Annotated in this window: 24 protein-coding genes; 9 read left to right on the top strand and 15 right to left on the bottom strand. The window is 40.5% G+C overall.

Going from position 1 to position 23,773, the window contains the following annotated elements:
* Window position 1 precedes the first annotated feature (1 nt).
* Window positions 2-1,207 carry a signal recognition particle-docking protein FtsY gene (gene ftsY / locus FBF73_RS04565; protein ID WP_136937108.1) on the top strand — a complete coding sequence of 402 codons (1,206 nt, stop codon included), beginning with the start codon at window positions 2-4 and terminating at the stop codon, window positions 1,205-1,207.
* 44 nt (window positions 1,208-1,251) lie between these two features.
* Here ftsY and zwf read toward each other — a convergent pair whose 3' ends face one another.
* The 3 genes from zwf to FBF73_RS04580 all read right to left on the bottom strand — a co-directional run bounded on the left by zwf (window position 1,252) and on the right by FBF73_RS04580 (window position 5,795).
* Window positions 1,252-2,739, bottom strand: a complete 1,488-nt coding sequence (gene zwf / locus FBF73_RS04570) for a glucose-6-phosphate dehydrogenase (protein WP_070479013.1) — start codon at window positions 2,737-2,739, stop codon at window positions 1,252-1,254.
* A 150-nt stretch (window positions 2,740-2,889) separates the two neighbouring features.
* On the bottom strand, window positions 2,890-3,630 hold the full coding sequence (locus FBF73_RS04575; RefSeq protein WP_125411699.1) for an amino acid ABC transporter ATP-binding protein: 741 nt from the start codon (window positions 3,628-3,630) through the stop codon (window positions 2,890-2,892).
* Complete coding sequence (locus FBF73_RS04580) at window positions 3,630-5,795, bottom strand: ABC transporter substrate-binding protein/permease (protein ID WP_136937109.1); 2,166 nt, start codon at window positions 5,793-5,795, stop codon at window positions 3,630-3,632. The genes FBF73_RS04575 and FBF73_RS04580 overlap by 1 nt, the downstream gene beginning before the upstream one ends.
* Before the next feature lie 169 nt (window positions 5,796-5,964).
* Between FBF73_RS04580 and FBF73_RS04585 the strand changes: the two genes are divergently transcribed.
* The 5 genes from FBF73_RS04585 to FBF73_RS04605 all read left to right on the top strand — a co-directional run bounded on the left by FBF73_RS04585 (window position 5,965) and on the right by FBF73_RS04605 (window position 10,662).
* A complete protein-coding gene (locus tag FBF73_RS04585) occupies window positions 5,965-6,918 on the top strand; it encodes a CPBP family intramembrane glutamic endopeptidase (RefSeq protein ID WP_136937110.1) in 954 nt (317 codons plus the stop codon).
* 76 nt (window positions 6,919-6,994) lie between these two features.
* On the top strand, window positions 6,995-8,983 hold the full coding sequence (gene uvrB / locus FBF73_RS04590; RefSeq protein WP_136937111.1) for an excinuclease ABC subunit UvrB: 1,989 nt from the start codon (window positions 6,995-6,997) through the stop codon (window positions 8,981-8,983).
* A gap of 9 nt (window positions 8,984-8,992) precedes the next feature.
* The gene (locus FBF73_RS04595; protein WP_136937112.1) at window positions 8,993-9,619 is read left to right on the top strand and encodes an NAD(P)H-dependent oxidoreductase; all 627 of its coding nucleotides are present in this window, start codon (window positions 8,993-8,995) and stop codon (window positions 9,617-9,619) included.
* 14 nt (window positions 9,620-9,633) lie between these two features.
* Window positions 9,634-10,122: a GNAT family N-acetyltransferase gene (locus FBF73_RS04600; protein WP_136937113.1), complete on the top strand. Its 489-nt coding sequence runs from the start codon at window positions 9,634-9,636 to the stop codon at window positions 10,120-10,122.
* Window positions 10,123-10,194: 72 nt separating this feature from the next.
* Complete coding sequence (locus FBF73_RS04605; protein ID WP_136937114.1) at window positions 10,195-10,662, top strand: 8-oxo-dGTP diphosphatase; 468 nt, start codon at window positions 10,195-10,197, stop codon at window positions 10,660-10,662.
* On the opposite strand, the gene FBF73_RS04610 is transcribed toward FBF73_RS04605, so the two are convergent.
* From FBF73_RS04610 to coaB, 5 genes are all read right to left on the bottom strand, one after another.
* On the bottom strand, window positions 10,659-11,174 hold the full coding sequence (locus FBF73_RS04610) for a transcription repressor NadR (RefSeq protein WP_020902811.1): 516 nt from the start codon (window positions 11,172-11,174) through the stop codon (window positions 10,659-10,661). The genes FBF73_RS04605 and FBF73_RS04610 overlap by 4 nt on opposite strands.
* An 11-nt stretch (window positions 11,175-11,185) precedes the next feature.
* The gene (locus tag FBF73_RS04615) at window positions 11,186-11,713 is read right to left on the bottom strand and encodes an ECF transporter S component (RefSeq protein WP_136937115.1); all 528 of its coding nucleotides are present in this window, start codon (window positions 11,711-11,713) and stop codon (window positions 11,186-11,188) included.
* Window positions 11,714-12,004: 291 nt separating this feature from the next.
* Complete coding sequence (locus tag FBF73_RS04620; RefSeq protein ID WP_033688884.1) at window positions 12,005-12,568, bottom strand: ECF transporter S component; 564 nt, start codon at window positions 12,566-12,568, stop codon at window positions 12,005-12,007.
* On the bottom strand, window positions 12,552-13,103 hold the full coding sequence (gene coaC / locus FBF73_RS04625) for a phosphopantothenoylcysteine decarboxylase (protein ID WP_136937116.1): 552 nt from the start codon (window positions 13,101-13,103) through the stop codon (window positions 12,552-12,554). Before coaC ends, FBF73_RS04620 begins: the two co-directional genes overlap by 17 nt.
* Window positions 13,104-13,114: 11 nt before the next feature.
* Window positions 13,115-13,804 (bottom strand): phosphopantothenate--cysteine ligase, encoded by a 690-nt coding sequence (gene coaB, locus FBF73_RS04630; protein ID WP_136937117.1) that lies wholly within the window; start codon window positions 13,802-13,804, stop codon window positions 13,115-13,117.
* A gap of 226 nt (window positions 13,805-14,030) precedes the next feature.
* On the opposite strand from coaB, the gene FBF73_RS04635 reads away from it, so the two are divergent.
* The 3 genes from FBF73_RS04635 (at window position 14,031) to radC (ending at window position 18,877) form a co-directional block, all read left to right on the top strand.
* Complete coding sequence (locus FBF73_RS04635) at window positions 14,031-15,701, top strand: formate--tetrahydrofolate ligase (RefSeq protein ID WP_136937118.1); 1,671 nt, start codon at window positions 14,031-14,033, stop codon at window positions 15,699-15,701.
* Window positions 15,702-15,862: 161 nt separating this feature from the next.
* The gene (gene pcrA / locus FBF73_RS04640; protein ID WP_136937119.1) at window positions 15,863-18,154 is read left to right on the top strand and encodes a DNA helicase PcrA; all 2,292 of its coding nucleotides are present in this window, start codon (window positions 15,863-15,865) and stop codon (window positions 18,152-18,154) included.
* A 42-nt stretch (window positions 18,155-18,196) separates the two neighbouring features.
* Entirely contained in the window at window positions 18,197-18,877 is a 681-nt protein-coding gene (gene radC / locus FBF73_RS04645; protein ID WP_136937120.1) for a RadC family protein, read from the top strand.
* Here the strand turns inward: radC and FBF73_RS04650 are convergent.
* The 7 genes from FBF73_RS04650 to FBF73_RS04680 form a co-directional block, all read right to left on the bottom strand.
* On the bottom strand, window positions 18,874-19,563 hold the full coding sequence (locus FBF73_RS04650; RefSeq protein ID WP_136937121.1) for a gamma-glutamyl-gamma-aminobutyrate hydrolase family protein: 690 nt from the start codon (window positions 19,561-19,563) through the stop codon (window positions 18,874-18,876). The two genes, radC and FBF73_RS04650, sit on opposite strands and share 4 nt — an antisense overlap.
* A gap of 17 nt (window positions 19,564-19,580) precedes the next feature.
* On the bottom strand, window positions 19,581-20,222 hold the full coding sequence (locus tag FBF73_RS04655) for a redox-sensing transcriptional repressor Rex (RefSeq protein ID WP_020901411.1): 642 nt from the start codon (window positions 20,220-20,222) through the stop codon (window positions 19,581-19,583).
* 82 nt (window positions 20,223-20,304) lie between these two features.
* On the bottom strand, window positions 20,305-20,520 hold the full coding sequence (locus tag FBF73_RS04660; RefSeq protein WP_000462491.1) for a DUF4649 family protein: 216 nt from the start codon (window positions 20,518-20,520) through the stop codon (window positions 20,305-20,307).
* 7 nt (window positions 20,521-20,527) lie between these two features.
* On the bottom strand, window positions 20,528-20,875 hold the full coding sequence (locus tag FBF73_RS04665) for a DUF1831 domain-containing protein (protein WP_000863540.1): 348 nt from the start codon (window positions 20,873-20,875) through the stop codon (window positions 20,528-20,530).
* Window positions 20,876-20,879: 4 nt separating this feature from the next.
* Window positions 20,880-21,995, bottom strand: a complete 1,116-nt coding sequence (locus FBF73_RS04670) for a cysteine desulfurase family protein (RefSeq protein ID WP_136937122.1) — start codon at window positions 21,993-21,995, stop codon at window positions 20,880-20,882.
* Window positions 21,996-22,004: 9 nt separating this feature from the next.
* Window positions 22,005-22,964 (bottom strand): ribose-phosphate diphosphokinase, encoded by a 960-nt coding sequence (locus FBF73_RS04675; RefSeq protein WP_136937123.1) that lies wholly within the window; start codon window positions 22,962-22,964, stop codon window positions 22,005-22,007.
* A 112-nt stretch (window positions 22,965-23,076) separates the two neighbouring features.
* Window positions 23,077-23,646 carry a CYTH domain-containing protein gene (locus FBF73_RS04680; protein WP_136937124.1) on the bottom strand — a complete coding sequence of 190 codons (570 nt, stop codon included), beginning with the start codon at window positions 23,644-23,646 and terminating at the stop codon, window positions 23,077-23,079.
* Window positions 23,647-23,773: the final 127 nt, after the last annotated feature.

The following is a 23,773-nucleotide window of genomic DNA, read 5'->3' on the forward strand; positions in this document are numbered from 1 at the left end:
TATGGGATTGTTTGACCGTCTATTCGGAAAAAAAGAAGAACCTAAAATCGAAGAAGTTGTAAAAGAAGCTTTAGAAAATCTTGATTTGTCTGAAGATGTTGAGCCTGCTCTTGCAGAAAATGAGGTAGTTCCTCAAGAAGAAGCAGAAGTTGAAATTGTTGAACAAGCTGAGCTCCAAGAAGAGAAAATCCAATACCCAGTTGAAGAAAGTATTGATTCAGAGCAAGTTGTAGAAGTTCCTCAAGAAGAAGTCCCAGAGGAAGAGAATCCTGAGTTCATAGAAACTGTTCAGGAGAAATATGACCGTAGTCTTAAGAAAACTCGTACGGGCTTCGGAGCTCGCTTGAATGCCTTCTTTGCTAACTTTCGCTCTGTTGACGAAGAATTTTTCGAGGAACTGGAAGAACTGCTGATCATGAGCGACGTTGGTGTACAGGTAGCTTCTAACTTAACAGAGGAGTTACGCTACGAAGCCAAGCTTGAAAACGCCAAGAAACCTGATGCACTTCGCCGTGTCATCATTGAGAAATTGGTTGAGCTTTATGAAAAGGATGGCAACTATGATGAAAGTATCCACTTCCAAGATGGCTTGACAGTCATGCTCTTTGTCGGTGTTAATGGTGTCGGGAAAACAACTTCTATCGGGAAACTAGCTCACCGTTATAAACAAGCTGGTAAGAAGGTTATGTTGGTTGCGGCAGATACCTTCCGTGCGGGGGCAGTAGCCCAGCTTGCTGAATGGGGTCGTCGTGTTGACGTTCCAGTTGTAACTGGACCTGAAAAAGCTGACCCAGCCAGTGTAGTCTTTGATGGAATGGAACTTGCCGTAGCTGAAGGTATCGATATTCTTATGATTGACACCGCTGGTCGTCTGCAAAACAAAGATAACCTCATGGCTGAGTTGGAAAAGATTGGTCGTATCATCAAACGTGTTGTACCAGAAGCACCGCATGAAACCTTCTTGGCACTTGATGCATCAACAGGTCAAAATGCCCTAGTACAGGCCAAAGAATTTTCAAAAATTACACCTTTGACAGGAATAGTCTTGACTAAGATTGATGGAACTGCTCGAGGTGGTGTTGTTCTAGCTATTCGAGAAGAACTCAATATTCCTGTAAAATTGATTGGTTTTGGTGAAAAAATCGATGATATTGGAGAGTTTAACTCAGAAAACTTTATGAAGGGTCTCTTGGAAGGCTTAATCTAATCAGAAGCAAAAATCCTGCAAGCTACAAACTTGCAGGATTTTTTTTATTCTAAGCGACCATCTTGACGATAGGCGATATCTGGTTGCCAAGTCCATTTGGCACCGAATTTTTCAAGTAAGTCAAAGCTTGCTTGAGGTCCCATGCTTCCAGCTTTATAGTCATGAAGTGGGGCACCATTTTCAGCCCAAAGCTCTTCGATACGGTCAATCAACTTCCATGATGCACCAACTTCATCCCAGTGGCTAAAGTTAGTTGAGTTATTATTTAGGACATCATAAATCAATTTTTCGTATGGTTCTGGAGAGGCACCAGTTGCGGTCGCATCTGTACGGTAATCAAGTGAGTTCGGAGCTAAGTTGAATTCTTCTCCTACCTGCTTCCCATTTAGGCTAAGAGAGAAGCCTTCTGTTGGTTGGATATAGATGGTCAAAATGTTTGGAGCAAGTGGTTCTCCAAAGATAGAATCCATTTGTTTAAAGACGATGTTGACATGAGTTCCTTTTTCAGTCAGTCGTTTACCAGTACGGAAGAAGAAAGGAACACCACGGAAGCGATCGCTGTTTACAAAGAAGGCACCAGATGCAAAGGTTTCAGTTGTAGATTCTGGATTCACATTTGGCTCGCTGCGATAAGAGATATATTTCATGCCATCAATCTTACCTGAACGGTATTGACCACGGATAAAGTGTTCTTTAAGTTCTTCATCAGTTGGATGATAGAGGTTTTTAAAGACCTTAATCTTTTCGGCACGAATCTCGTCTTTTGTGAAGCTTGCTGGCTTGTCCATGGCAAGGAGAGAAAGAAGTTGCAAAGTGTGGTTCTGTACCATGTCACGGAGAGCACCAGACTCATCATAGTAGCCACCGCGTTCTTCTACACCCAAGCGCTCCGCAAAGGTAATTTGAACATTGTCGATAAAGTCCTTGTTCCAAACGTTTTCAAAAATCAAGTTTGCAAAGCGAACTGCAAAGATGCTTTGGATCATTTCCTTACCAAGATAATGGTCGATACGGAAAATTTGTTCTTCGTCAAATGTTGCTAGGAGCTCGTCATTCAACTTGCTTGCGCTTGCGTAATCTGTACCAAATGGTTTTTCAACGATTAAACGTTCAAAACCTTTACCATCTACAATGTTTTCAGACTTAAGGTGTTTGGCAATGGTTCCAAAGAACTGAGGTGCCATAGACAAGAAGAAGAGCTTGTTGTGTTCAGCTTGGTACTTGTCATTTAGTTCAGCCTGCAATTGACGTAAAGCAATGTAGTGCTCTGTATCATTGACATCATGACTTTGATAGTAGAAGTGGCTAGCGAATTCTTGAGCCTGTTCGGTACTATCTGCCAAATCAAGGATCGATTCGACTACAACAGATTCAAAATATTCCTTGCTCCAAGGACGACGGGCAGTTCCAATAACTGCAAAGTGCTTGGAAAGATTGCCGGATTTATAAAGTCTAAAAAGGGAAGGGTAGAGCTTGCGTTTAGCCAGGTCTCCACTCGCACCGAAAATTGTAACAATAACCTTAGATGACATCTAGCTACCTAATTTCTATTTTTATTCCTAGTCTTGCTAGGTATGAGGAAATCTCATTTCATAAATTTAATTCTAACATAATTTTCCGAAAAATCAAAAAATCCAATACGAGATTGAAAAAAACTGCAAGGAAATCCTTACAGTTTGAGTTTAGACGTTTAAGACCTTGTCCAAGAAATCTTTCAGACGTGGGTGTTGTGGGTTATCAAAGATTTGATCAGGTGTTCCGTCTTCAAGGAATTCACCATCTGCAGTAAAGATAACGCGGTTGGCAACCTGACGAGCAAATCCCATCTCATGGGTTACGATAATCATGGTCATGCCTTGCTCAGCCAATTCTTTCATAACGTTTAGTACGTCTCCAACCATCTCAGGGTCAAGGGCAGAAGTTGGTTCATCAAATAGCATGATGTCTGGATTCATTGCTAGTCCACGAGCGATGGCCACACGTTGTTTTTGACCACCTGATAGGCTATCTGGGTTAGCATTAGCTTTGTCTGCTAGCCCAACTTTGTCAAGCAACTCCATTCCCAATTTCTCAGCTTCTTCCTTAGTCATCAATTTGTGCTCAATAGGAGCAAAGGTAATGTTGTCCAATACAGACATGTGTGGGAAGAGGTTGAAGTGTTGGAAAACCATTCCGATATTTTCACGGACGTGGTCAACGTTGGTAGTTTTTTCAGTTAAGTCATAACCGTTCACAGTTATGTGACCGCTAGTAACTTCTTCTAGAAGATTGAGGCTACGGAGGAAAGTTGACTTACCAGAACCTGAAGGACCGATTATACAGACAACATCTCCTTCATAGAACTTAGTTGTAATTCCTTTTAAAACCTCATTTTTGCCATAATACTTATGTAAATCATTTACATCAATTTTTAATTTTGCCATTAACGAATCCTCTTTTCTAAGCGTTTCGCTAGTCTAGTCAAAAGTGTGATAATTACAAGATAGAAGATAGCAAGGATTGCATACATCTTGAAACTTTGGTAGTTACGGGCAATGATAATCTTACCAGTTTGGAAGAGTTCAACCAAACCGATAGCAGATACGATAGTTGTATCTTTAAGAGCGATAACGAATTGGTTAACAAAGTTTGGCAACATCAATTTAGTTGCTTGTGGCAAGATAATCTTACGCATGGTTTTTCCATAAGAGATACCCAAGCTTCGGCTGGCTTCCATTTGGCCAACTGGAACGGCCTGAATACCACCACGAACGATTTCAGCGATATAAGCCGCTGCATTGAGTGAGAGGGCAATAGTACCAGCTACAAAGTCGTTAATTGGGCTTTGTTGGCCTGTGATAGACTCGATGAAGTTTGGAATTCCCCAGAAGATGAAGGCTGCAAGAATCATCAATGGAATACCACGGATAACGTCAACGAAAATCTCAGAAATCACACGAAGAGATTTGTATGGGCTAACGCTAAACATACCGAAGATAATTCCGATAACAATGGCAATAGCAAATGAGATAAGAGCTAGAGCAAGAGTGATACCAAGCCCGCTAAGGAGTTGTTTGTAGTTGTTTTGAAGCAAACCCCAGATAGTTGTTTCATCAACAGTGCTTGTTGAAGTAGATGAAGATTCGCTAGCTAGGTATTTGTCAAGAATCTTTTGGAATTCTCCGTTTGCTTTAAGGTTTGCAAGTCCGTTATTGAACATTTCAATCAATTCGGGATTTGCTCCTTTTTTAACGGCAAAGGCTGTTTCACCGATTGGAGTTCCAGCGATTGGTGTTTTCAATTTTTTCCCTTGGCTGATAGAATATTTGAGGACAGGCTCATCATCCATAACGGCATCAATGGCACCAGTGTTTAAACTGTCATACATTGATGAACCATCAGCGAAGGTTTTGATTTTGTAACCGTATTTGCTTTGATTTTCTGTTAGGAAGGTTTGAGAAGCCGTTCCGTTTTTAACACCAACTGTCTTCCCTTTCAAGTCTTCATAAGAAGCAATGGTACTTGATTCTTTGACACCAAGGATAGTATTGGCAGTGTAGTAGGATTCTGAGAAATCAAAAGTCGCCTTACGAGCATCTGTGACAGACATACCAGCAATGATACCATCTGCTTGACCAGCTTGGACAGCACTGATCGCAGCATCAAAACCAGGGTTGGTGATTTCAATTTCAAAACCTTGGTCTTTAGCGATGGCCTTAATCAATTCCATATCAATACCAGTAAATTGGTTGCTTGAATTTTGGAAAACAAAAGGTGCAAAAGAAGAATCGCTGGCAATGATGTATTTAGCTTTAACAGGAATAGCTTTTAAGCCTGCAAGAGTAGTTGTAGTTGGCACTGCTGAAGATGATGAAGCAGTCCATTTCTTGATGATTTTATCAAGACTACCATCTTGTTTCATTTTAGCCAAGGCTTGGTTAAATTCAGTAACCAAGTGCTCGTATTTGCTACCTTTTTTAACACCGAAAGCAAAACTTCCTACAGCTTCACCATCCATTTCAATATGGAGGTCTTGACCTTGGTTGATGGCATACTCGATAACAGGTTTATCATCCATCATGGCATCGATGGCACCAGCACTTAAGCTGTTGTTCATCAAATCACCAGTGTCAAATGTTTTAATGGTAAAGCCGTATTTGTCCTTAATACTTTCAAGGAAACGTTGAGCGGCAGTTCCGTTTTTAACACCAACAGTTTTACCTTTTAATTGGTCGTACTGACTAATCTTGTGTGCCTTTGTAGTTGCAATGACAACTTTTGTATCATAGTAAGTATCAGACATGGTGAAGACTTTTTCACGTTCTTTCGTCTTTGTCATCCCTGCCATGATAGCGTCAGCTTGACCAGCTTGAACCGCATTGACCGCTGCGTCAAATCCAGGATAGGACATCTGAATGTTCCATCCTTTAATCTCAGCGACTTTGTTGATAATGTCAACATCAATTCCTTTATAAGTTTGATCTGAATCTTTAAACTCAAAAGGTGCATAGGCGGTATCAGACACAATCTTAATCGTTTCTGCCTTCACAATACCTAATGAGAAAATTGGGAATAAAATTAGCAAAAATGCTAGAAATTTTTTCTTCATTTTTAGTCTCCTTTTCCGAATATTTTCCCATTATATCAGAAAAAGTAAAAAAAGGCAAATTTTTATATTTTTGTGTCAGAAAATGTAACATAGGTTATTTCTTTTCTTTCTTGAATTGCTACTATAAAGTGCTATAATAATATATAATAGAAGAAAAGAGGACAGGGATATGAAGAACAAAAGAATATTTAAAGACTTCCAAGCTTCAAAAATGAGTTTAAACATTTACACAAGCCCCTTGTTAGCCTTTGCTTTTGTCTTCATAGGAGAGTTTGTGGCTTATACTCTGTACGGTATTAGTTTGTTAGCTCTCATCGGACTTGCTAGAAATTTTGGAGAGGCTGGTCAAGCTTTTGCTACCTACTTGCAGACCTTGCAGCAGAGATTGATGGATAAAACAAGTGATTTTCGTTTAATTTTAGAATTGCTGGCCTTTGGTTTCATACTCAACACTGTGTTTAGATGGACTAGAAAAGTTGAGAAAAGACCTATTCGAACTTTAGGATTTTATAGAGAGAATTTCCTAAGCAATCTTTTTAAAGGATTTGGCCTAGGCCTGGCACTTTTTCTTCTGACCTTGTTAGTTTTAGTAGCCTTAGGGCAATATCGTTTGGAGTCCATTCGATTGAATCCTTATTCACTTACTTTTGTTGTCTTTACTATCCCATTTTGGATTTTACAGGGGACAACAGAAGAAGTGGTGGCCCGTGCTTGGCTCCTTCCTCAATTGGCCTTAAGAACCAATCTAAAATTAGCTGTTCTTATATCTAGCCTATTTTTTACCCTGCTTCATATGGGCAATTCTGGTCTCACCCCTCTATCTCTAGTGAATCTCTTTTTATTCGGAGTTGCCATGTCACTTTACCTTCTCAAAACAGATACAGTTTGGGGTGTAGCAGGTATTCATGGCGCCTGGAATTTTGCTCAGGGCAATCTCTTTGGGATTTTGGTTAGCGGTCAGCCGTCTGGGACATCGCTGATGACCTTTTTACCACAAGGCGATCAAGGCTGGCTATCAGGTGGGGCTTTTGGGATAGAAGGTTCTATCATGACAAGTTTAGTCTTGTTACTTTTGATTTTCTATCTCGCTCATCAATTAAAGAAAGAAAATGAAAGGATGTGACTCAGGTCCGTCCTTTTCTTCGTGAAAATGCTACAAGTATGCTAAAATAGGAATAGCACATCGAGAGAGGATTCTTATGATCAATCGCATTACAGACAATCAATTTAAACTAGTATCAAAATATGAACCTTCAGGAGACCAACCTCAAGCTATTGAGCAGTTGGTTGATAATATCGAGGGGGGAGAAAAAGCTCAGATTCTGATGGGGGCGACTGGAACTGGGAAGACCTATACCATGAGTCAGGTTATTTCCAAAGTCAATAAACCAACTCTGGTCATTGCCCATAATAAGACTCTAGCAGGTCAGCTCTATGGGGAGTTTAAGGAATTTTTCCCTGAAAATGCTGTTGAGTATTTTGTATCCTACTATGACTATTACCAACCAGAGGCCTATGTGCCTTCTAGTGATACCTATATTGAAAAGGATAGCTCTGTCAATGATGAGATTGACAAGCTTCGTCACTCAGCGACTTCGGCTCTTTTGGAGCGTAATGATGTTATTGTCGTTGCCTCTGTCTCTTGTATCTATGGTTTGGGTTCGCCCAAGGAATACGCTGATAGTGTCGTTAGTCTCCGTCCAGGTCTTGAAATTTCCCGTGATAAACTTCTGAATGACTTGGTCGATATTCAGTTTGAACGCAATGATATTGATTTCCAACGGGGGAGATTTCGTGTTCGTGGGGATGTGGTGGAGATTTTCCCAGCCTCTCGTGATGAGCATGCCTTTCGAGTTGAATTTTTTGGAGACGAAATTGACCGTATTCGTGAAGTTGAGGCTCTGACAGGTCAGGTGTTGGGAGAAGTGGATCATTTGGCGATTTTCCCTGCGACACACTTTGTGACCAATGACGACCATATGGAAGTTGCCATTGCCAAGATTCAGGCCGAGTTGGAGGAGCAGTTAACTGTCTTTGAGAAGGAAGGCAAATTGCTTGAAGCCCAACGTTTGAAACAGCGGACAGAGTATGATATCGAAATGTTGCGTGAGATGGGCTATACCAACGGGGTTGAAAACTATTCTCGCCACATGGATGGTCGTAGCGAAGGAGAGCCTCCTTATACGCTTCTCGACTTCTTCCCAGATGATTTCTTGATTATGATTGACGAGAGTCACATGACTATGGGACAAATCAAGGGCATGTACAATGGAGACCGTTCGCGTAAGGAAATGCTGGTTAATTATGGTTTCCGTTTGCCGTCTGCTCTGGACAATCGTCCTTTACGCCGTGAAGAGTTTGAAAGCCATGTCCATCAGATTGTCTACGTTTCAGCGACACCAGGTGATTATGAAAATGAACAGACTGGGACAGTGATCGAGCAAATCATTCGACCGACAGGGCTTTTGGACCCTGAGGTTGAAGTCCGTCCGACTATGGGACAGATTGATGACCTCTTAGGTGAAATTAATGCCCGTGTTGAAAAGAATGAACGAACCTTTATCACCACTTTGACTAAGAAAATGGCAGAGGATTTAACAGACTACTTTAAAGAAATGGGCATTAAGGTCAAGTACATGCACTCAGATATCAAGACTTTAGAGCGGACAGAGATTATCCGTGACCTGCGCTTGGGTGTCTTTGATGTTTTGGTCGGAATCAACCTGCTCCGTGAAGGAATTGACGTTCCTGAAGTGAGCCTCGTAGCTATTCTCGATGCTGACAAGGAAGGTTTCCTTCGTAACGAGCGTGGTCTCATCCAGACCATTGGACGTGCTGCCCGTAACAGCGAAGGGCATGTTATCATGTATGCGGACACTGTGACTCAGTCTATGCAACGTGCTATAGATGAAACGGCCCGTCGTCGTAAAATCCAGATGGCTTATAATGAAGAGCATGGTATCGTGCCTCAGACAATCAAGAAAGAAATCCGTGACCTGATTGCTGTGACCAAGGCAGTTGCTAAGGAAGAAGACAAGGAAGTCGATATCAATAGCCTCAACAAACAAGAACGCAAAGAACTTGTCAAGAAACTAGAAAAACAAATGCAAGAAGCCGTCGAAGTGCTTGACTTTGAACTAGCAGCTCAGATTCGTGATATGATGTTGGAAGTCAAAGCCTTGGATTAGGGGAATTTTATGAATATTTTAGTTATCAATGGACATCCTGATAAAGAAAGTTACTGCCAAGCAATTTTTCAAACGATTGTAGAAAGTATAGACTCAAATAGACATGAACTTGAAGTGATTAATCTTAATGAGGAAGAGTTTGATCCTGTTTTACGTTATGGTTATCGACAAAGAATGGAGGACAATCCGTTTATTCTACGCTCTCAAGAATTAATCCAGTGGGCAGATCATTTCATTTTTGTTTATCCTATTTGGTGGAGTAGTATGCCTAGTCTATTGAAGGGGTGGATTGATCGTGTTTTTACGCCAGGCATTGCATACTCCGCAAATAATCGTGGAAGCTTTATTTTGAACTACTTGAGAGGTAAACAGTTCAAAAAATTACTAAAAGGAAAAACAGCTAGTATCTATGCAACCTCCATGGCACCAACTTGGTGGTACAAAGTATTTTCAGGTCCGATTAACATTCCAGACAGTTATGGAATATCAGTATTAAAGAATGCTGTATTGAATCACTGTGGCATAAAAACAAAGAGGGTTTCAATCTTGGGAGAGTTAGGCCGTGAAGTAAATACAAGTTCAACAAGACAAAAATTTCTACAAAAAGTAGCAAAGGAAGTCAGGGTGTTGAATTAAGGAGAAGAAAATAAATGACGGTTATTATCAAATCAATGGAAACTCCTGAAGAAATAGAAGGTAAGTCCCTCGTTCACTGGCAGACGTGGAGAGAGGCTTATGATGACCTTTTACCTGCAGAATTTCAGGAGACGATGACACTAGAAAGATGTCGATTCTTTAGTCAAAAATATCCAGAAAATACATTGATCGCGATGGATGGCATGAAGGTAGTTGGTTTTATCAGTTATGGAAACTTTCGTGATGAGACTATTAAAGCTGGCGAAATTATTGCCTTATATGTTTTAAAAGACTATTATGGAAAAGGTATTGCACAAAAGTTAATAAAAGCAGCTTTGATTGCTCTTAATCATTTTTCTGAAATTTTATTATGGGTATTGAAAGATAATAAGCGCGCAATTGCTTTCTATCAAAAAATGGGCTTTACTTTTGATGAACAAGAAAAGATACTTGAACTTGGAAAGCCCATAAAGGAAAAACGGATGGTATTCTATTCTAAATAATTTTAAAAAGTAGAAGCTAATGGTACTGGTATCAAGTCTAAAAATTTAATAAATTAGAAAGTGAGTAAATTTATGTCTCGAGCACAATTAACAATTTTAACAAACATTTGTCTGATTGAAGACCCCGAAACTCAGCGCGTGGTTATGCAGTATCGCTCTCCTGAAACAAATCGCTGGTCTGGTTATGCCTTTCCTGGAGGTCATGTTGAAAATGGTGAGGCTTTTGCGGAGTCTGTCATTCGTGAAATCTACGAAGAAACAGGATTGACTATCCAAAATCCTCAACTTGTCGGCATTAAAAATTGGCCACTAGATACAGGTGGGCGCTATATTGTCATTTGTTATAAGGCGACTGAGTTCTCTGGTAGCCTTCGCTCTTCAGATGAAGGAGAAGTTTCTTGGGTGCAAAAAGACCAGATTCCAAACTTGGATCTGGCCTATGATATGTTACCCTTGATGGAGATGATGGAAGCTCCTGACAAATCAGAGTTTTTCTACCCTCGCCGTACAGAAGATGATTGGGAGAAGAAAATCTTCTAGTCTTTTACTAAATAACCTAGCTGATCCAAGGCCTCCTCGATATAGCGGAGGTCTTGCTGTGTTTCAGCTTCGACTAGGTGGTAATGGATGCCATCTGTCAATTCAGACAGAGGTCTAAAATCTGAATGCTCGACTTGTTCTAGAAAATGTTGCACATCTCTGCGACAAGACAGTTTCAGCAAGGTTTCGATTTCTCCATAAACGGGATGGTCAATCAAGGTATTTTGAACACGTCCACCATTATCAACGATAGCAAGGAGTTCTTGACCGATTTCTTCAACTTCATGTTTCACTTTGAAAAGTTTGTGAACATAAGGGTTGGTTTCAATTTGCTTATAGACGTAGCCACGATTGGTGGATAGGATAGGAGCGCCATCGGCTCTTAAAATTGCAATGTCCTGTACAATGACCTGGCGTGTAACATGAAAATGTTCAGCTAAACTTTGGCCATTGAGGGCTTTAGGAGTTTCTTTCAAGAGTTGGAGCAGGGCTTGTTTGCGATCTTTTGTCATAGCTTTTCCTTTTAACGGCGTTTTCGAAGCACTTTATAGACAGCTAGTGCTAATGTATAGTCTACCATACTATGGATAATTGTGCCAAATCCAACTAGTATAAATAGAACATAAAACATATTTTCTACATTGGTACCCGAAGTTGCATAAAAAACGACACAGGCCAATACTTCAGCAAGGGCATGGACAAGCGCTAACACAAAGTTGAAAATCCAGGAAGCTTTTGGTTTATCTAGGGTATCGGGGAATTTTTGTAGGTAAAGAGCCCCCAAAGTTCCAAAAAAGATATGGGAAAAAGCTCGAAAAACAATAACCATGGGATAGCCAGCCATCAAAAATCCAAAACTAGAGGCTATGATGACAAAAATTGCCATCAAGGGCGACAAGAACATAGCGATAAAAATAGCGATGTGGCTTCCTAAAGTATAAGAAGCAGGTGGAATGACAATCTTGAAAGGCATAACAATTGGAATCAAAATCGCAATAGCCGTTAAGAGGGCAGTCATTGTCATAAATTGTGTCTTTTTCCGTGTGTTCATAAGAATCTCCTTTTTAACTGTATATACACTAGTATAGTACTATAAAGAAGACAATAAAGCAAGGATTTACTTGGGTTTATAGGTCGTTTTTAAGTTAATAATCTTCGAAAATCTCTTCAAACCATGTCAGCTTCCATTTGCAACCTTAAAACAGTGTTTTGAGCAACCTGCAGCTTGCCTCCTAGTTTGCACTTTGATTTTCATTGAGTATAAATATTGATAAAGATTTCACAAAAAAGGAACTACTTCAAACAAAATCTCCACTTTCAGGTTTGGAAGTGGAGATTGTTTTTATTTTTTCAAAGTCTGTAGTCTTGGAACAATGGCTAGGGTTAGAACTGCGGAAATGACTAATTCGGCAATCGAATTTGTTGAGATAACAGTTGCTAGGAGTTTTTGGATATTACCATCAAAAACATTTCCAAAAAGGTAGAAAATTCCACCAAGTACAAAGACTGTGTTGGTCAGTGAACCAAGGGCACCAGCTAAAATCAGACCAGTCTTGTTTTTCATCAGTTTATAGACTAGATAAGGAGTTAAACCAATCAAAATACGTGGGACGATGGCAATGATAGCTGAGTAGATGTTCCCATTTGGTACAAAGGGAGAGAAGAGGTAGCTTGTCGGTAGAATTGTAATTGTGTTAACCGTCAAGCTAAGTAGCCCCATCAAAAACCCAAGTGTAACCCCAACGCGTGGACCGTAGATAATGCTGGCAATAATGACAGGAATATGAACAATGGTCGGTTTGATTGGAAATGGAAAAAGGTTAAAGACAAGCGAGCTCAGAAAGTGTATCACGAGCATGGTTGCAAAAAAGATAGCAATAGGTGCAATATTAGAGCGTTTTTTCATCGAGAGTTTCCTTTATTCTTTCTAAAATAATTGTGAGGTCGGCTAAAGCTCCTCGTCCGTGGTCTCCGCAAGCTAGTAGGGATTCCTTTGGAGCAATCAGCTGATAGCCGTAGGTTTCTAATGTTTTCAGATTAGCCTGAGTTGCTGGATGGTCATACATTTTTGTATTCATAGCTGGTGCGATGAGTTTGGGAATATGACTTGGCAAGGCTAGAGCCATACAAGTTACCATGTTGTCAGCAAATCCGTGGGCTAGTTTTGCAATAGTGTTAGCTGTTGCAGGGGCTACGATAAATAAATCTGCCTTTTTTCCAAGTTCGATATGATTAATCTGATTAGGATAGGGTTCCTTCATGACATCAAGGTGGACAGGATTCTGTGATAAGACCTGTAGTGTCAAAGGTTGGATAAACTCTGTAGCGGCCTGAGTCATTAAAACCGTGACTTGATGACCTTGTTTTTTTAGAGAACTGACTAAATCTGCCGACTTGTAAGAGGCGATTGAGCCCGTTACAGCCAAGAGAATGTTTGCCATAGCTTTCCTTTCTACGAATGATAGACTTGAATTTTTTCAAGGAGGAGTTCTGCAATTTCTTCTTTAGTCTGGGCTGTTTGAAGCTGTTCTTTTTCAACAAAGATTGCGCGGTGCTGAACTGCTGAGATTTGAGTGAGATCATTCGCAATGATTAAGTCAGCTTGGTTCTTGATAAGACTTTCTCTAGCAATGTCAACCAGATGGTCTTCGGAAACATCAACCAGCAGTTTGAAACCAATCAGATGAATAGCAGGATTCCATTCCTTGACTAGAGAGATGATTTTGGGTGTCTTTTTTAGAAACAAAACCTGAACCTCATCAGTTGAAGAAATCTTAGCTTGATGATTTTGCCTGCTTAAAAATTCTTCTAGATTGGAGCTAGCCTGAACTTCCTCAAGCCCCGTCATATAAACGGGAGTGTAGTCAGACACGGCCATTGAGTGAATCAAGACCTGATAATCCTTAATACGTTCTTGCAGTTCATGAAGAAGGTTATTCGTGTCTTTAATTTCTAGAATGCTTAGGTTGGGATGAGCTTCTGGCTTCAGAGCTCGTTTTGTTGTTATCAAACAAACTTCATGCCCTGCAGCAAGCAAGGTTTCTGCGATGATTTTCCCCAAGCGACCTGTAGAATGGTTAGTGATAGAGCGGACTCTATCGATAGCTTCACTGGTACCGCCCGATGTAACTAAAATTTTCATAGCACTATTGTACACAAAAATAAACGGTAAGTAAAATGAAAGTGATAAAATTTTGGTAAAAGAAAAGCGTATAGTTGCAAACTATAAATCCATATAAAAATTAAGAAAGAAGACTAAAATCCTTTAAAAACACAAATTTTACGAACGTTAACAGAGTTCCTTTCTGTTAAAAATCTGTTTTTTGTGTTATAATGAATTATCATATAAGAGGTTAGAGGAGTTTTGAATGAAAACAGATATTGAAATTGCACAGAGTATTGAGTTGGAACCAATCGTTGATGTTGTAGAGAAACTTGGAATTTCTTACGACGATTTGGAGTTGTATGGAAAGTACAAGGCTAAGCTCAGCTTTGATAAAATTCGTGCAGTTGAGAGCAATCCAGTTGGGAAATTGATTTTGGTTACTGCTATCAACCCAACACCTGCAGGTGAAGGAAAATCAACCATTACCATTGGTCTTGCGGATGCCTTAAACAAAATCGGTAAGAAAACCATGATTGCTATTCGCGAACCATCTCTTGGTCCAGTAATGGGTATTAAGGGTGGTGCGGCTGGTGGTGGTTATTCCCAAGTTCTACCAATGGAAGACATCAACCTTCACTTTACTGGGGACATGCATGCCATTACGACTGCCAACAATGCTCTTTCAGCCTTGATTGACAACCACTTGCACCAAGGGAATGAGCAGGGAATTGACCAACGTCGTATCCTCTGGAAACGTGTCGTTGACTTGAATGACCGTGCTCTTCGCCATGTGACCGTTGGACTTGGTGGTCCTCTAAATGGTATTCCACGTGAGGATGGCTTTGACATTACCGTTGCTTCAGAAATCATGGCAATTCTTTGCTTGGCTACAGACATTGAGGACTTGAAGCGTCGATTGGCTAATATCGTTATCGGATATCGTTATGACCGTACCCCTGTTTCAGTAGGTGATTTGCAGGTTGAAGGTGCTTTAGCATTGATCTTGAAGGATGCTATTAAGCCAAACTTGGTTCAGACAATTTACGGAACTCCTGCCTTTGTACACGGTGGTCCATTTGCCAATATTGCTCATGGATGTAATTCAGTTTTGGCAACAAGCACAGCCCTTCACTTGGCTGATTACACAGTTACTGAAGCTGGTTTTGGTGCAGACCTTGGTGCCGAGAAATTCCTTGATATTAAGACACCGAACTTGCCAACATCTCCAGATGCAGTAGTTATTGTTGCAACCCTTCGCGCCCTTAAGATGAATGGTGGCGTGGCTAAAGACGCTCTGACTGAAGAAAATGTAGAAGCTGTTCGTGTCGGTTTTGCCAACTTGAAACGCCATGTTGAAAATATCCGTAAATTTGGTGTACCTGCAGTTGTAGCAATCAATGAATTTGTCTCTGATACTGAAGCAGAAATCGCAGCCTTAAAAGAACTCTGTGCTTCTATTGATGTGCCAGTTGAACTAGCAAGTGTCTGGGCTGATGGTGCCGAAGGTGGTGTAGCTCTTGCTGAAACGGTTGTTAAGACTATCGCTGAAAACCCAGCTAACTACAAACGTTTGTATGACAATGACCTTTCTGTTCAAGAAAAGATTGAAAAGATTGTTACTGAAATCTACCGTGGTAGCAAAGTTAACTTTGAAAAGAAAGCTCAAACACAAATCGCTCAAATTGTTCAAAACGGTTGGGACAAATTGCCAATCTGTATGGCTAAAACTCAATATAGTTTCTCAGACAATCCGAATGCACTTGGAGCACCTGAAAACTTTGAAATTACCATTCGTGAATTGGTTCCAAAATTAGGTGCAGGCTTTATCGTTGCCTTAACTGGTGATGTCATGACCATGCCAGGACTTCCAAAACGACCAGCTGCTCTCAACATGGATGTTGAAAGCGATGGAACAGTATTAGGCTTGTTCTAGTATATTGCAATTGATTTTAAATGAGTTTGGAAATAATATCCAAGCTCATTTTTTATCTAGATATAAGAAGTTGCCTTCTAGACGCAATCAGTCTAGGTAAAGATATTTTCCCTGAATTCTGATATAATAGAAATATTGACTTCAAGAGTAAGGAAGAGAAGATGAACGCATTATTAAATGGAATGAATGACCGTCAGGCTGAGGCGGTGCAAACGACAGAAGGTCCCTTGTTAATCATGGCAGGGGCTGGTTCTGGAAAGACTCGTGTTTTGACCCACCGTATCGCTTATTTGATTGATGAAAAGATGGTCAATCCTTGGAATATCTTGGCCATTACCTTTACTAACAAGGCTGCGCGTGAGATGAAGGAGCGTGCTTATAGCCTCAATCCATCCACTCAGGACTGTCTGATTGCGACCTTCCACTCCATGTGTGTTCGTATTTTGCGTCGGGATGCGGACCATATTGGCTACAACCGTAATTTTACTATTGTGGATCCTGGTGAACAACGAACTCTCATGAAACGCATTCTCAAGCAGTTAAACTTGGATCCTAAAAAATGGAATGAACGAAGCATCTTAGGAACCATTTCCAATGCTAAGAATGATTTGATTGATGATGTAGCTTATGCTTCCCAAGCTGGAGATATGTATACGCAAATCGTGGCCCAGTGTTACACTGCTTATCAAAAAGAGCTTCGTCAGTCGGAGTCGGTTGACTTTGATGATTTGATTATGCTGACCCTGCGTCTCTTTGATCAAAATCCTGATGTTTTGACTTACTATCAACAGAAATTCCAGTACATCCACGTTGATGAGTACCAAGATACCAACCATGCTCAGTACCAATTGGTCAAACTCTTGGCATCCCGTTTTAAAAATATTTGTGTGGTTGGAGATGCGGACCAGTCTATTTACGGTTGGCGTGGTGCTGATATGCAGAATATCTTGGACTTTGAAAAGGATTACCCCCAAGCCAAGGTTGTTTTGTTGGAGGAGAATTATCGTTCAACTAAAACCATTCTCCAAGCGGCCAATGAAGTTATTAAAAACAATAAAAACCGTCTCCCTAAAAATCTCTGGACCCAGAATGCGGATGGAGAACAAATCGTTTACTATCGTGCCAATGATGAGCTAGATGAGGCTGTATTTGTAGCCAGAACTATAGATGAACTTGGTCGGAGTCAAAACTTCCTTCACAAGGATTTTGCCGTTCTCTATCGGACAAACGCCCAGTCTCGTACTATTGAGGAAGCCCTGCTCAAGTCAAACATTCCTTATACTATGGTAGGTGGAACCAAGTTCTACAGCCGTAAGGAAATTCGCGATATTATCGCTTATCTCAACCTCATTGCTAATTTGAGTGACAATATTAGTTTTGAGCGTATTATCAACGAGCCTAAACGTGGAATTGGGCCAGGAACCGTTGAAAAAATCCGTGACTTTGCGAATATGCAAAACATGTCCATGCTAGATGCTTCTGCTAATATCATGTTGTCTGGTATCAAGGGTAAAGCAGCCCAGTCTATCTGGGATTTTGCCAATATGATTTTGGATTTGAGGGAGCAACTGGACCAGTTAAGCATTACTGAGTTGGTTGAGGCGGTTCTAGAAAAAACAGGTTACATCGATATTCTTAATGCCCAAGCGACTTTAGAAAGCAAGGCTAGGGTTGAAAATATTGAAGAGTTCCTTTCTGTGACGAAAAACTTTGATGACACATCTGATGGGCCAGAAGAAGAAACTGGTCTGGACAAACTGAGTCGCTTCTTAAATGATTTAGCCTTGATTGCGGACACAGATTCAGGTAGTCAGGAGACATCAGAAGTTACCCTAATGACTCTGCATGCTGCCAAAGGTCTCGAGTTTCCAGTTGTCTTTTTGATTGGGATGGAAGAAAATCTCTTTCCGCTTAGCCGTGCAGCTGAAGATCAAGATGAATTAGAAGAAGAACGCCGTCTGGCCTATGTAGGAATTACGCGTGCAGAGAAAATTCTCTATCTGACCAACGCCAACTCGCGTCTGCTTTTCGGTCGCACCAACTACAACCGTCCTACTCGATTTATTAACGAAATCAGTTCAGACTTGCTTGAGTATCAAGGTCTGTCTCGTCCTTCAAATTCAAGCTTTAAGGCATCTTATAGCAGTGGTGGTCTTGCCTTTGGTCAAGGTATGAGTCTTGCCCAGGCTCTTCAAGACCGTAAACGCAGTGCTGCCCCAAAATCTATCCAGTCAAGCGGTCTTCCGTTTGGTCAATTTACAGCTGGAGCAAAATCAGGGTCTAGCGAGGCAAATTGGTCCATTGGTGACATTGCTCTCCACAAGAAATGGGGAGAGGGAACTGTTCTGGAAGTTTCAGGAAGCGGTGCTACGCAGGAATTAAAAATCAATTTCCCAGAAGTAGGTTTGAAAAAACTTTTAGCTAGTGTAGCTCCAATTGAGAAAAAAATATAATTTTCCATCCTTCTCACGAATAATAAAGTGAGGAGGATTTTTATGTACAGTATTTCATTTCAAGAAGATTCACTATTACCAAGAGAAAGGCTGGCAAAAGAAGGAGTTGAAGCGCTCAGTAATCAAGAGTTGCTAGCTATTTTACTCAGGACAGGAACACGTCAAGCCAGCGTTTTTGAAATTGCCCAGAAAGTTTTGAACAATCTTTCAAGCCTAACAGATTTGAAAAAAATGACCCTGCAAGAATTGCAGAGTCTGTCTGGTATCGGTCGTGTTAAGGCTATAGAATTACAAGCTATGATTGAACTGGGGCATCGTGTTCATAAACATGAGACTATTGAGATGGAAAGTATTCTTAGTAGCCAAAAGTTAGCCAAGAAGATGCAACAGGAGTTGGGACATAAAAAACAAGAGCACCTGGTGGCGCTCTATCTCAATACTCAAAATCAAATCATCCATCAACAGACCATTTTTATCGGTTCTGCAACTCGTAGTATCGCTGAACCGCGAGAGATCCTTCACTATGCCATCAAGCATATGGCGACCTCTCTCATCTTGGTCCACAATCATCCTTCAGGAGCGGTAGCCCCTAGTCGTAATGATGATCATGTCACTAAACTTGTCAAAAAAGCCTGCGACCTAATGGGGATTGTCCTCTTGGACCATTTGATTGTCTCTCATTCTAATTACTTTAGTTACCGTGAAAAGACAGATTTAATTTAAAGTTCATTAACGACATAGTCAAAGAGGTTTTTATCTTTGGGACGATTTTCAAAAAGAAATTCTGGGTGCCATTGGACACCGAGAAAGGAGAAATCATCCGTACTCATGACAGCTTCAATGATACCATCTTTAGGATCATGAGCCGCAATCTTTAAATTTGGTGCTAAATCCTTGATGCTCTGGTGGTGGAAGGAGTTGATATGGGAAATTTCTCCATAGATTTCTCGGAGAACGGTATCTGGTTCTGTCACCAAGCGTTGAGTTGTGTATTCAGCCGAACAATCCTGCCAGTGGTCTTCAATATCTTGATGCAAAGTGCCACCCATGGCAACGTTAAAGAGTTGAGTCCCACGACAGACGGAGAAAATAGGCTTTTTCTGGTTAATAGCTTCTTTGATGAGGGCCAGTTCGAAGATATCTCTTTGAAGGTGGTAGTCATCGCTATCAATGGTTTTCGGTTCGCCATAGAATTTTGGATCAACATTTTGCCCACCCGTTAAGATGAGCTTGTCAATCATACTGATATAGTGGCAGGCCATTTCTTGATCACCAATCGGTAGGATGATGGGAATCCCTCCAGCGTCTTTAACGCCTTCAACAAAGCCTTTTGCTGCGTAGCTCATCATGATGTCATCATCTGGATGAGTTTTTTCGTTTCCTGTAATCCCAATAACTGGTTTTTTCATAAAATGATTTTCGCTTTCTAATCCTCTTTTCGCATGAAGTAGAGGAGGGTTTGGAGTTCACTTGTCAAATCGACATACTGAACGACCACGTCTTTTGGTAAATGCAGATGGACTGGTGAAAAACTGAGAATTCCTTTCACGCCAGCATCAACCAAGAGATTAGCAACCTCTTGTGACTTAACGCTGGGAACGGTCAGGATTGCAGTCTTCACATCAGCATCCTTGATTTTTTCCTTGATTTGAGAAATCCCGTAAATGGGAATCCCGTCAGGAGTTTGGGTACCGACCTCAGGATGGTCATCTAGGTCAAAGGCCATGATAATTTTCATCTTGTTACGCTCGTGGAAGCGGTAGTGGAGAAGGGCATGGCCCATATTTCCAATACCCACAAGCATGACATTGGTGATGGAGTTATCATTGAGCAAATCGGCAAAAAACGTCATCAGTTTTTTGACATCATAGCCAAAACCACGACGACCTAGTTCACCAAAATAGGAAAAATCACGACGAACTGTCGCTGAATCAATACCAATGGCCTCTGCAATTTGTTTAGAGTTGGCACGTTCAATCTTTTCTGCATGAAATCTCTTAAAAATTCGATAGTAGAGAGAGAGTCTTTTCGCTGTAGCTTTTGGAATAGCAGACTGTTTATCTTTCACAAAATCACAACCTTTCTATTCTTCTATTTTATAGAAACATTGTGAAAAAATCAACAAAAACAAGAAAAAACTAAGAAAAATCTTAGTTTTGATGTAAAAAATCTGCATGTGATAGAAAACGGTAGAGGTCTCCGACCAGTCCTTGATAAACTTCCTGCCCCTTAAAAGTCAAAGAAGTCACATAAAGTGTATCTGGTAGGGTTACACATCCTGACAGAGCCAGCATGAGAGCTTCGTAATCCTCATACTTGAGAGTCCGCTCTACATGATAGCTGTCCTTATAGGTCAGTTCAAACATTTTGGCTCTATCTTTCCGATTTTGTAAAGACACCACGTTCTACCAAGCTATCCATGAGGAAGTAGAATTTTTCCTGATGAATGTGGTGGTCTTCTGATTTGAAAATATCAACTAGACGTAGCCCAAACTTGTCAGTGATATTGATTTTAGCACCTGTAAGTTCCTTGTTAATGATGATTTTGAGTTGGAATCCCTCACCGCTGTTCGGAACTTTTTCCAAAAGGCGAGTCAATTCATAGTTACCAACTTTTGTCTCAAAAAATGTGTTATCCTTGAGGGTGAATTTCTTAACAGAAGGACTAAGAGTGTAGTCGTAACGACAATTTTTTAACTGAATGGTTTTTTCAAATGCCATATGGCTAACCTCCGATAATTTCTTTTAAGGTTTTTGCGAGGGTTTGTAGGTCTTCAACAGTATTTTGTGGCGACCAACTGATACGAACGGATTCCTTCAAGCGTTCTGAATTTGCTCCGTACATAGCTTCAAGAACATGGCTCGATTGAACAATGCCTGCAGTACAGGCTGAGCCAGTAGAGATAGAAATTCCAGCTAAATCTAGCCGAAGGAGCAAGAGGTCGTTTTTCTGTTCAGGAAATCCAATATTGAGAACATAAGGGAGATGGTGTTCGCCTCTATTCAGGTAATACTGAACTCCCTCTAGCTCTGCCAGAAAGGCAGTTTCTAGATTTTGTACATGTTGAAAATGTTCTTCTTGTTTTTCTAGGTCTTCTTTTAGGGCTGCAACCATAGCCACTATGGCAGCTAGATTTTCAGTTCCTGCACGTTTTTTCTGTTCTTGGTCTCCGCCATGTAGATAGGAATCAAAGTCCATGCTAGATGCGTAGAGAAAGCCGATTCCCTTAGGACCATGGAATTTATGGGCAGAAGCAGTGAGAAAATCAATGCCCAATTCTTCTGGATGAATAGGGATTTTACCAATAGCTTGAACTGCATCAACATGATAGGCGGCAGGATGTTGCTTGAGTATTTGGCCAATTTCAGCAATGGGCAGTAGGTTTCCTGTCTCATTATTGGCAAACATGGTAGAAACCAAGATTGTATCGTTGCGTAAAGCCTTTTGAATTTGTTGAGCTGTAATTTCTTGATTTTCTGGCTGGATAATGGTTGCTTCAAAACCAAAGTGTTGAACCAAGTAATCAATGGTTTCAAGGACAGCATGGTGCTCAATGGCAGTTGTGATGATATGTTTTCCTTGTTCTTGATGACGAAGGCAGTATCCAATGATAGCAGTATTATTTCCTTCAGTCCCACCAGAAGTGAAAAAGATATGTTGAGGTTTTGTTCCCAGTAACTGAGCTAGTTCCTGACGGGCTTCTCGCAAGAGTTTGCCAGCTTGACGACCATGCCCATGAATACTAGAAGGATTTCCATAGGTTTCTTGCATAACCTTGGTCGTAGCTGAAATAGCAACTGCTGACATGGGAGTCGTTGCAGCGTTGTCCAAATAAATCAAAGAATCACCTTATTTCTTTTTGTTGTAGGCAAAGAGTGGGCTGACTGGTTTTCTTTCGTGGATACAGACGATGGCATTACCAATTAACTCACTAGCAGTGATGTAGCGTACGTTTTTAGGAGTTTTTTCTTTTGTTGCCACTGAATCAGTCACAAGAATTTCTTTAATATTTGTATTGTCAAGAAGTTCAGCAGCTCCTTCAACGAAGAGACCGTGGCTAGAAACAGCATAAATTTCTGTAGCTCCTTCACGTTCAACGATTTTTGCAGCTTCAGAGAAGGTACGTCCAGTATTTAAAATATCGTCAATCAAGATAGCTTTTTTGCCTTCGACATCACCGATAATATAACCTTCGTTGCGGCCTGCATCGTCTTGAGGATAGTCGATAATAGCGATAGGAGCATCAAGGTATTCAGCTAGGCTACGAGCACGTTTGACACCTGAATTTTTAGGGCTAACGACAACTACGTCCGAACCAAGTAGGCCCTTATCGCAGTAATGTTTTGCAAATAGAGGAACTGTGAAGAGGTTATCAACAGGAATGTCAAAGAATCCTTGAACCTGAACAGCATGTAAATCAAGCGTAAGTATACGGTCAACTCCAGCCTTAACCAGCATGTTAGCGACTAGTTTAGCTGTAAGTGGCTCACGAGGTGAAGCAATGCGGTCTTGGCGTGCATAGCCAAAATATGGAAGGACAACGTTAATAGTATTGGCACTTGCACGCACACAAGCATCAACCATGATTAACAATTCCATTAGGTGGTTATTAACAGGGAAACTTGTTGATTGGATGATGTAAACATCATAACCACGGACACTTTCTTCAATATTCACTTGGATTTCTCCGTCTGAAAATTGACGTGATGACAGTTTTCCAAGTGGGACACCAACAGCTTGTGCAATTTTCTGTGCAATCTCTTGGTTAGAGTTGAGTGTGAAAAGTTTCATATTTTTTCTATCTGACATTATGGACCATCCTCTGTAAACTTTATAAATCCTAGTTATATTTACCTTACATATATGAACTGGGATTTGTGTATTTTTATCTTTTCTATTTTACCAAAAATTGGAGATTATTTCAGCTATTTTTCATGCTTTTGACAAATCGAACCAATTTTGAAGAAGCTTTTTGATAAGAAATATGATTTTCCTCTAAAAATTGCTGGAAATCCTGTTTGCCTTGCTCGTGATTTTCCACTTCAAGTTCTAATTCGTAATCTATTATATCAAAATACTGACTCTCATCCAGTGCCATGAGACCAATAGATGTTTGCATTTCATAGCGAAATGTTGTTAGACAACCTAGTACCTGCCAGTTCTTGCTTTGGATACCATGTTTGGCTAATTCATCCAGTACTAGCCCCTGAGGAAGTTCTTGCTTAGCCAGATAGTTTTCCGCATCTTTTAGTTGCAATTTTTGATTGTATTCCATGTTTCCAACACTCTGTGGGACTTTGAGTGTCAATTCTGCCCAGTCTTCAAAAGTGCGAATGCGCATAGCAACTTTCTTTTCTCGAAGTTCAAAATCAGGTGTGTCGATGTAGTAATTTTTTTGACGGACAGGAGTGACACCTGTGAATTGGTCTTTTAGACGATCATATTCATCTTTTTTCAAGAGTGTTTTCAATTCAATTTCTAAATGTTTCAATTTTCTTACCTTTTCTTTATCTATGAAAGCGGATTATATGATATAATAGCTTTGTATTTATTGTATATGAATCTGGAGAAAAAATCAAAGATATTTTGAAGGATAATATGGGAACAAGGGAGAATAT

This window comes from Streptococcus mitis, from assembly GCF_005144795.1.
In the GTDB taxonomy this organism is placed as follows: domain Bacteria; phylum Bacillota; class Bacilli; order Lactobacillales; family Streptococcaceae; genus Streptococcus; species Streptococcus mitis_BB.

What these genes read in the sequence shown, in the direction of transcription:
- FBF73_RS04620 (WP_033688884.1), bottom strand. Translation starts at nt 12,568, where the DNA reads ATGAAAAAACGCTCTAATATTGCACCTATTGCTATCTTTTTTGCAACC.
- coaC (WP_136937116.1), bottom strand. Translation starts at nt 13,103, where the DNA reads ATGGCAAACATTCTCTTGGCTGTAACGGGCTCAATCGCCTCTTACAAG.
- FBF73_RS04650 (WP_136937121.1), bottom strand. Translation starts at nt 19,563, where the DNA reads ATGAAAAAACCAGTTATTGGGATTACAGGAAACGAAAAAACTCATCCA.
- ftsY (WP_136937108.1), top strand. Translation starts at nt 2, where the DNA reads ATGGGATTGTTTGACCGTCTATTCGGAAAAAAAGAAGAACCTAAAATC.
- FBF73_RS04595 (WP_136937112.1), top strand. Translation starts at nt 8,993, where the DNA reads ATGAATATTTTAGTTATCAATGGACATCCTGATAAAGAAAGTTACTGC.
- pcrA (WP_136937119.1), top strand. Translation starts at nt 15,863, where the DNA reads ATGAACGCATTATTAAATGGAATGAATGACCGTCAGGCTGAGGCGGTG.
- FBF73_RS04665 (WP_000863540.1), bottom strand. Translation starts at nt 20,875, where the DNA reads ATGGCATTTGAAAAAACCATTCAGTTAAAAAATTGTCGTTACGACTAC.
- FBF73_RS04610 (WP_020902811.1), bottom strand. Translation starts at nt 11,174, where the DNA reads ATGACAAAAGATCGCAAACAAGCCCTGCTCCAACTCTTGAAAGAAACT.
- FBF73_RS04615 (WP_136937115.1), bottom strand. Translation starts at nt 11,713, where the DNA reads ATGAACACACGGAAAAAGACACAATTTATGACAATGACTGCCCTCTTA.
- FBF73_RS04660 (WP_000462491.1), bottom strand. Translation starts at nt 20,520, where the DNA reads ATGTTTGAACTGACCTATAAGGACAGCTATCATGTAGAGCGGACTCTC.
- FBF73_RS04600 (WP_136937113.1), top strand. Translation starts at nt 9,634, where the DNA reads ATGACGGTTATTATCAAATCAATGGAAACTCCTGAAGAAATAGAAGGT.
- FBF73_RS04605 (WP_136937114.1), top strand. Translation starts at nt 10,195, where the DNA reads ATGTCTCGAGCACAATTAACAATTTTAACAAACATTTGTCTGATTGAA.
- zwf (WP_070479013.1), bottom strand. Translation starts at nt 2,739, where the DNA reads ATGTCATCTAAGGTTATTGTTACAATTTTCGGTGCGAGTGGAGACCTG.
- uvrB (WP_136937111.1), top strand. Translation starts at nt 6,995, where the DNA reads ATGATCAATCGCATTACAGACAATCAATTTAAACTAGTATCAAAATAT.
- radC (WP_136937120.1), top strand. Translation starts at nt 18,197, where the DNA reads ATGTACAGTATTTCATTTCAAGAAGATTCACTATTACCAAGAGAAAGG.
- coaB (WP_136937117.1), bottom strand. Translation starts at nt 13,804, where the DNA reads ATGAAAATTTTAGTTACATCGGGCGGTACCAGTGAAGCTATCGATAGA.
- FBF73_RS04580 (WP_136937109.1), bottom strand. Translation starts at nt 5,795, where the DNA reads ATGAAGAAAAAATTTCTAGCATTTTTGCTAATTTTATTCCCAATTTTC.
- FBF73_RS04575 (WP_125411699.1), bottom strand. Translation starts at nt 3,630, where the DNA reads ATGGCAAAATTAAAAATTGATGTAAATGATTTACATAAGTATTATGGC.
- FBF73_RS04585 (WP_136937110.1), top strand. Translation starts at nt 5,965, where the DNA reads ATGAAGAACAAAAGAATATTTAAAGACTTCCAAGCTTCAAAAATGAGT.
- FBF73_RS04675 (WP_136937123.1), bottom strand. Translation starts at nt 22,964, where the DNA reads ATGTCAGATAGAAAAAATATGAAACTTTTCACACTCAACTCTAACCAA.
- FBF73_RS04635 (WP_136937118.1), top strand. Translation starts at nt 14,031, where the DNA reads ATGAAAACAGATATTGAAATTGCACAGAGTATTGAGTTGGAACCAATC.